General features: G+C 69.1%; 7 protein-coding genes. 3 read left to right on the top strand and 4 right to left on the bottom strand.

Going from position 1 to position 6,291, the window contains the following annotated elements; all coding sequences use genetic code 11:
• Window positions 1–1,991, bottom strand: a 1,991-nt coding sequence (gene hrpA, locus ABZ319_RS39715; RefSeq protein WP_354991757.1) for an ATP-dependent RNA helicase HrpA, incomplete at its 3' end; no start/stop codon positions are given.
• A gap of 138 nt (window positions 1,992–2,129) precedes the next feature.
• On the opposite strand from hrpA, the gene ABZ319_RS39720 reads away from it, so the two are divergent.
• Complete coding sequence (locus ABZ319_RS39720; RefSeq protein ID WP_354991758.1) at window positions 2,130–2,765, top strand: Pr6Pr family membrane protein; 636 nt, start codon at window positions 2,130–2,132, stop codon at window positions 2,763–2,765.
• Here ABZ319_RS39720 and ABZ319_RS39725 read toward each other — a convergent pair.
• From ABZ319_RS39725 to ABZ319_RS39735, 3 genes are all read right to left on the bottom strand, one after another.
• A complete protein-coding gene (locus ABZ319_RS39725; protein WP_354991759.1) occupies window positions 2,743–3,201 on the bottom strand; it encodes a GNAT family N-acetyltransferase in 459 nt (152 codons plus the stop codon). The two genes, ABZ319_RS39720 and ABZ319_RS39725, sit on opposite strands and share 23 nt — an antisense overlap.
• Before the next feature lie 156 nt (window positions 3,202–3,357).
• Window positions 3,358–3,534, bottom strand: coding sequence for a DUF6374 family protein (locus tag ABZ319_RS39730; protein ID WP_354991760.1), 177 nt, complete (start codon window positions 3,532–3,534; stop codon window positions 3,358–3,360).
• Window positions 3,535–3,580: 46 nt separating this feature from the next.
• Window positions 3,581–3,889 carry an antibiotic biosynthesis monooxygenase family protein gene (locus tag ABZ319_RS39735; RefSeq protein WP_354991761.1) on the bottom strand — a complete coding sequence of 103 codons (309 nt, stop codon included), beginning with the start codon at window positions 3,887–3,889 and terminating at the stop codon, window positions 3,581–3,583.
• 265 nt (window positions 3,890–4,154) lie between these two features.
• Here ABZ319_RS39735 and ABZ319_RS39740 point away from each other — a divergent pair, with 265 nt between their 5' ends.
• Both ABZ319_RS39740 and ABZ319_RS39745 read left to right on the top strand, forming a co-directional pair.
• A complete protein-coding gene (locus tag ABZ319_RS39740; protein ID WP_354991762.1) occupies window positions 4,155–4,826 on the top strand; it encodes a DUF5134 domain-containing protein in 672 nt (223 codons plus the stop codon).
• Window positions 4,827–4,951: 125 nt separating this feature from the next.
• Window positions 4,952–6,175 (top strand): aminotransferase class III-fold pyridoxal phosphate-dependent enzyme, encoded by a 1,224-nt coding sequence (locus ABZ319_RS39745; protein ID WP_354991763.1) that lies wholly within the window; start codon window positions 4,952–4,954, stop codon window positions 6,173–6,175.
• Window positions 6,176–6,291: the final 116 nt, after the last annotated feature.

Raw genomic sequence — 6,291 nt, forward strand, 5'->3', positions numbered from 1 at the left:
CGCGTCCCGTCGGCCGCGCCGCGGCGACCGGCGTCCGATCGCGCCGCGCCACCGGCGTTCTCCCCGCCGCGGTCCTCGTGCGAATCCCCGCCGGAGCTACCGGATTCGGCGGACCAGCCCAGTCCGCGCGTGATGGTCCGCAGCTGCCCGTGCAGGTCCTGCCATTCGCGAATACGCAGGTAGTGCAGGAACTCGTCGCGGCACATCCGCCGGAACTGATTGGAGGACAGCGATTTCCGCTGTTCGGACAGGTAGTCCCAGAGCATCAGGTAGGACAGGAAGTCCGAGCCCTCGACATGGAACCGGGCGTGTTTGGTGTCGGCGGCCTGCTGGAATTCGACCGGCCGCTCGCGCACATCCTGAATGGACAGCGCCGCCACGATCTTCAGGACCTCGGGCAGGCAGCCGGTGTTGTGCGCCTCGACCAGCATTCGCGCCATGCGCGGGTCCACCGGCAGCTGGGCCATCTCGCGGCCGATGGCGGTCAGGGCCAGCCCGGTATCGGGAACGTCTGCGGCGGTGGCGTTCTCGGATCGCCGGGCCAGCGCGCCGAGTTCCTCGAGCAGGGCGATGCCGTCGCGGATGGCGCGGCCGTCGGGGGCTTCCACGAACGGGAAGCTCTCGATGTCGCCGAGTCCGAGCGCGGTCATCTGCAGGATGACCGCCGCCAGATTGGTGCGCAGGATCTCGGGTTCGGTGAACTGCGGCCGGGATTCGAAGTCGTCCTCGGAGTAGAGGCGAATGGCGATGCCGTCGGCGACACGGCCGCAGCGACCCGAACGCTGGCGCGCGGAGGCCTGCGAGATCGGTTCGATGGGCAGGCGCTGCACCTTGGTGCGCAGGGAGTAGCGGGAGATTCGCGCGGTGCCGGGATCGATGACGTATCGAATACCGGGGACGGTCAGCGAGGTCTCGGCCACGTTGGTGGCCAGCACGACCCGGCGACCGGTGTGCGCGCTGAAGACCCGGTGCTGCTCGGCCGCGGAGAGCCGGGCGTACAGCGGCAGGATCTCGGTGCGCGGCAGGCGCATGTCGCGCAGGGTGTCGGCGGTGTCGCGAATCTCGCGCTCGCCGGACAGGAAGACCAGGATGTCGCCGTCACCCTCGGCGAGCAGTTCGCGCACCGCGTCGCCGATGGCGTCGGTGGGATCGCGGTCGACCACCTCGGTGTTGTCGTCGTCGGGATCGTCGGAGGTGAGCGGAATCTCCAGCGACAGCGGCTGGTAGCGGATCTCCACCGGGTACGAGCGGCCCGACACCTCGACAATCGGTGCGGGCGTGCCGTTCTCGTCGCTGAAGTGCCGGGCGAACAGCTCCGGGTCGATGGTGGCCGAGGTGATGACGAGCTTGAGATCGGGCCGCTTGGGCAGCAGCTGCTTGAGATAGCCCATCAGGAAGTCGATGTTGAGGCTGCGTTCGTGCGCCTCGTCGATGATGATCGTGTCGTAGCGGCGCAGCAGCCGGTCGCGCTGGATCTCGGCGAGCAGGATGCCGTCGGTCATGAGCTTGACCAGGGTCCGGTCCGAGGCCTGATCGGTGAATCGGACGGTGTAGCCGACCACGTCGCCGAGTTCGGTGTTCAGCTCCTCGGCGATTCGCTCTGCCACCGTGCGCGCGGCCAGTCGTCGCGGTTGGGTGTGCCCGATGGTGCCGCGCACCCCCCGCCCGAGTTCCAGGCAGATCTTGGGTAGCTGGGTGGTCTTTCCGGAGCCGGTCTCGCCGGCCACGATGACCACCTGGTTGGCGGCGATGGCGGCGGCGATGTCGTCGCGGCGCGCGGAGACGGGTAGCTGCTCGGGGTACCTGATCTCGGGTACGGCGGCGCGACGGGTGTCGACGCGCCGAGCGGCGGCGTCTATCTCGGTTTCGAGTTCGGTGAGGTCGCCGCCGCGGGCCTTGTCGAGGCGACGGCGCAAACGATGCTCGTCGCGGATCGAGAGGTCGGCCAGGCGGGATCGAAGCTCGCGAACGGTGGCGGCGGTCCTGGTCATTGCGTCGTCAAGCCTAGCGAAGTCCGCGCCGGGCCCGGTCGGCGCGGTGGGGCGTTTCGGCTCGAATGTGATTGCCCGAAGTGTGCTGTATCGGCGTATCGTCCGCGTTTCTGCCCCGTACCGTGCGACGATCAGGCGATGAGCAACGCGGCCGGGACACCGCTCTGGATCCGACTACTGCGCCTGGGGTTCGGGGCGTTCGGCGTCTTCGCGCTCGCGTACGGCCCGATCAAGGGTATGGACGATCCCGCCTACTCGGTCGCGAACTACTTCAGCTACTTCACGATCCTGTCCAACGTGATCGGCGTGGTCGTGCTGCTGGTCGGTGCGCTGCGCGATCCGGGGGACCGGCGCTGGCAGGTGGTGCGCGGCGCGGCGACGCTGTACCTGGTCATCACCGGCATCGTCTACGCGCTGCTGCTGGCCGACATCGACGTGCAGTTGCAGGAGCAGTGGCTCAACACCTATCTGCACCGCATCATGCCTCTCGTCCTGCTGATCGACTGGCTGCTGGTGCCCGCGGCCATCACGCTGAGCGCGCGCCTGATCGGCAACTGGCTCGTGTTTCCGATCGTCTACGGCGTGTACACCCTGATCCGCGGTCCCATCGTGGACTGGTATCCCTACCCGTTCATCGATCCCCGGGAGCGGGGCTACCTCGCGATGTCCGGCGGTCTCGCGCTCATGGTGGTGTTCTTCGTGATCCTCGCGCTGGGGGTCGCGGTGGCGAACGGCTTCGTCGGCAAGTTCTTCAGAGAGGCGCGCGCGTCATGAAGACGCTGTGCGGGTCCTCGGCGTAGTCGGCGAAGGGCCCGCACGCGCGGAAGCCGTGCCGTTCGTACAGTCGCACCGCCGGGGCGTAGAACTCACTCGACCCGGTTTCCAGGCTCAGCCGGTGATAGCCGCGTTCACGGGCCTGTTCGAGAATGTGCAGCAGCAGTCGTGAGGCCACGCCCCGGCCCTGCCACGCGTCGGTCAGGCGCATCGATTTGATCTCCCCGTGCTCGGGGTCGAGCTCTTTCAGCGCGCCGCACCCGATCAGCTCGTCGCCCTCCCACACGGACCAGACGGTGAATTCCGGCTTGCGCAGGGCAGCCACGTCCAGCGCGTGCATGCTGTCCTCTGGGGAGTTGGCGGCCATCTCGGCCACATGCTCCTCGAGCAGCCCGATCACCTCGGGACCGGACAGATCGTCCACCACAATCCGCATGCGCCCAGGCTATCGATACTGATCGGTCTGCTCGCGGCACATCCGATCCGCCGTGCGCACCGGGCGATCGGCGTTCGATGGTTCTGGAGCGGGGGACCGACCGGAGGGTTCGTGCTCGGTACGGTTCGGTCGCGCCGAACCCCCTGGCGCCCAGCGCTATCCGCGATCGTGCGTCTCGGCGAGGAAGACCTTCAACCCCTCGCCGATCTTGCCCGCCGCGTTCTCGAGCTGCTCGGGTGTGAGCCACTTGCCGAACGCCGCCGCGTCCAGCAGCTGCCTGCGAACCTGCTCCAGGTTCATGGTCGCCCAGTCGCGGCGTGAGAGTTCCGGCATGGCCCGGAACGATACCTCGAGTAGAACGTTTGTTCGAGTAATTGTTCTACTCGAACGCGGCGACCACCTCGTACAGGCCCGGATTGGCGCTGGCGACCTGACGGGCCCGGTCGACCGATGCCACCACCGCCGGGTTCATGCCCGCGGCCCGGCATGCCTCGGCGCTGTCCCAGTGCGCGACGTTGACGAGTTGGAATCGAGTGTCCGGCAACAGCGATCGGTGCAGGCGGACGTCGCGGAAACCGGGTGCGGTGCGCATCAGCGCGGCGCGTTCACGCCACTGTTCGATGAACGCGTCCACCTGATCGGCGGGCAGTTCGATCGCGTTGATGAACGTGACCCCTTCGTCGCTCATGGTGAGCCTTTCGTCTTGTGCTCCAGGCGGATTCGAACGCGCCGCATCCTTCAACAAGACTGAAGCTTAGCGTAAGTCCCGGGCGACACGGGCAGGAGAGTGATCATCGGCGCACCGTGGCTCGGCGAGCGGGCTTCTCGTTATCGGGCGGCGCCGGAAGCGTTTTCGCCACGCGTACCTCGCGGTTGCCGCGAAACGGGGATCCTGGACCGCTCGCGGTGCGAGCATGGAATCGGCCTGTTGCTGCGGTGGGAGGTGGTGGGCTGTGGCGGAATTCGTGCAGCAGTACGGTGCGCTGCGGTGGGCGGCGGTGCTCGCGTTCACCGTCGCGGCGCTGATCGTGCTGGCGCGGTTGTCGGCGGTGCGCCCGGTTGCCGCCGAACTCGCCGGCCGCGCCGCGCCGGGGACCGGTGGCGGTCAAGCGCCGGGGTCCGGCGACGGTGGAGCGGTCGACCGCGAATCCGATGCCGCGCACCTGCTCATGTGCCTGGTGATGCTCGCCATGCTGGTCTTCCCGGCGGCGGATCCGCGCGCGCTCAACGGCGTGCTCACCGCCATGACTGTGGTCTACGCCTGCCTGCTGCTCGCGCGCGTCGCGAGATGGCGGGCGGGGGAGCCGGCGGGGAGCGAGGTGCTGCCCGGCGCCGGCGTCACCGCCTTCGCCTATCACGTGGTGGCGGCCGCGGCCATGCTTTACGCCATGAGCGGGCACACGGGCGGTCATCACTCCGGGGGCGGGCCGGCGCCCGCGCCCATGCTCGCGCTGGCGGGGCTGTTCGTCGCGGACGCGGTGATCATGTCGGTGCCCGCCGCCAGAGGCATACTGCGCCATATGTTTCCGCATCCGGTGGGCGCGGCGGGGCCGGCGGTGGTGCTGCCGCACGTGGTGATGGATCTGGGTACCGCGTTCATGTTGGTGGCCGCCGCTTCCGCGTGATCCAAGACCGGCCGACCGGTATGTACGGGGGTAGTTCACGCTGCTCACGGTCGCAGTGGTGTGATGGTGGGGTGGTTCGGCTCGTCCGGCGAGGGGCGGCCGTTGTCGGTGTACGGAGGTGCGGGATGGGTTCGCTGTGGCATGGCTTCGCCGATATGGGCGCGGTCGAGAGTGGCGGGGCGTTCGTGGTGGCGCGCGGCGAGGGCGCCCAGATCTGGGACGAGGCGGGCAACCGGTACCTCGACGCCACCGCCGGTTTGTGGTTCACCAATGTCGGGCACGGCCGCCGCGAGATCGCCGACGCGGTCGCGGCCCAGCTGGGCGACATCGCGCACTACTCGAACTTCGGTGACCTGGCCTCCCCGGTGCTGCGCGATCTGGCCGAGCGCCTGGCCGCGATCGCCCCGGTCCCGGGCAGCAAGATCTTCTTCACCTCCGGCGGCTCGGACGGCATCGACACCGCCGCCAAGCTCGCCCGGCGCTACTGGAACGTCATGGGGCAGCCGGGAAAGACGCTGATCGTCGGCCGTGAGAAGGCGTACCACGGCATGCACGTGGCGGGCACCTCGCTGGCCGGTATCCCGGTCAACCACGAGGGCTACGGCGAGTTCATGCCCGACGCCCGCACCATCTCCTGGGACGACCCCAAGGCGCTGCTCGCGCTCATCGAGGAGGTCGGCGCGGACCGCATCGCGGCCTTCTTCGCCGAGCCGATCATCGGCGCGGGCGGGGTCTACCTGCCGCCGGACAACTACCTCACCGAGGTGCGCCGCATCTGCCGCGAGAACGACATCCTCTTCGTCGCCGACGAGGTCGTCACCGGCTTCGGCCGCATCGGCGGATCCTGGTTCGCCTCTTCGCGATTCGACCTGCAGCCCGACCTCATGACCACCGCCAAGGGTCTGACCTCCGGCTACATCCCCATGGGTGCGGTCTTCATCGCCCCGCGCGTGGCCGAGCCGTTCTTCGCCGGCGGCACCTGGTTCCGGCACGGCTACACCTACGGCGGGCACGCCGCCGCGGCGGCCGCCGCCATGGCCAACCTCGACATCATGGAGCGCGAGAACCTGCTCGACGCCAGCAAGAACCTCGAAGCGCTGCTGCACGAGCACTTCTCGCCGCTGGCCGCGCACCCGCGCGTCGCCGAGGTCCGCAGCGGGCTCGGCGCGGTCGCCGCGGTGCAGCTCGCCGATCCGGCCGAGGCGATGCCGTTCGTGAAAACCCTGCGCGAGCACGGTATCTCGGGCCGCGCCGCCGGTCAGGGCGCGCTACAGATCTCGCCGTCCTTCGTCATCACCGAGGAGCAGGTCGCCGAGCTGGCAGCGGGCTTCGCCGCGGCGCTGGGCTGAGTCGTCGAATACCGGCGCCGAGCGGCGGCGTCGTCTCGACCGGACAGGTCCCGTGCACGCGCGTGCACCGGGCCAGGCCGGGGTTAGAGCGCGCGGGGGAAGGAAGAGCCGCGGGG

Origin of the sequence: Nocardia sp. NPDC005978 (assembly GCF_040614455.1) — a bacterium.
Taxonomy (GTDB): Bacteria; Actinomycetota; Actinomycetes; order Mycobacteriales; family Mycobacteriaceae; genus Nocardia.

Bases quoted from the DNA above. Each gene is read 5' to 3' on its own strand.
- ABZ319_RS39720 (WP_354991758.1), top strand. From the start codon at position 2,130: ATGAGCAACGCGGCCGGGACACCGCTCTGGATCCGACTACTGCGCCTG.
- ABZ319_RS39725 (WP_354991759.1), bottom strand. From the start codon at position 3,201: ATGCGGATTGTGGTGGACGATCTGTCCGGTCCCGAGGTGATCGGGCTG.
- ABZ319_RS39730 (WP_354991760.1), bottom strand. From the start codon at position 3,534: ATGCCGGAACTCTCACGCCGCGACTGGGCGACCATGAACCTGGAGCAG.
- ABZ319_RS39735 (WP_354991761.1), bottom strand. From the start codon at position 3,889: ATGAGCGACGAAGGGGTCACGTTCATCAACGCGATCGAACTGCCCGCC.
- ABZ319_RS39745 (WP_354991763.1), top strand. From the start codon at position 4,952: ATGGGTTCGCTGTGGCATGGCTTCGCCGATATGGGCGCGGTCGAGAGT.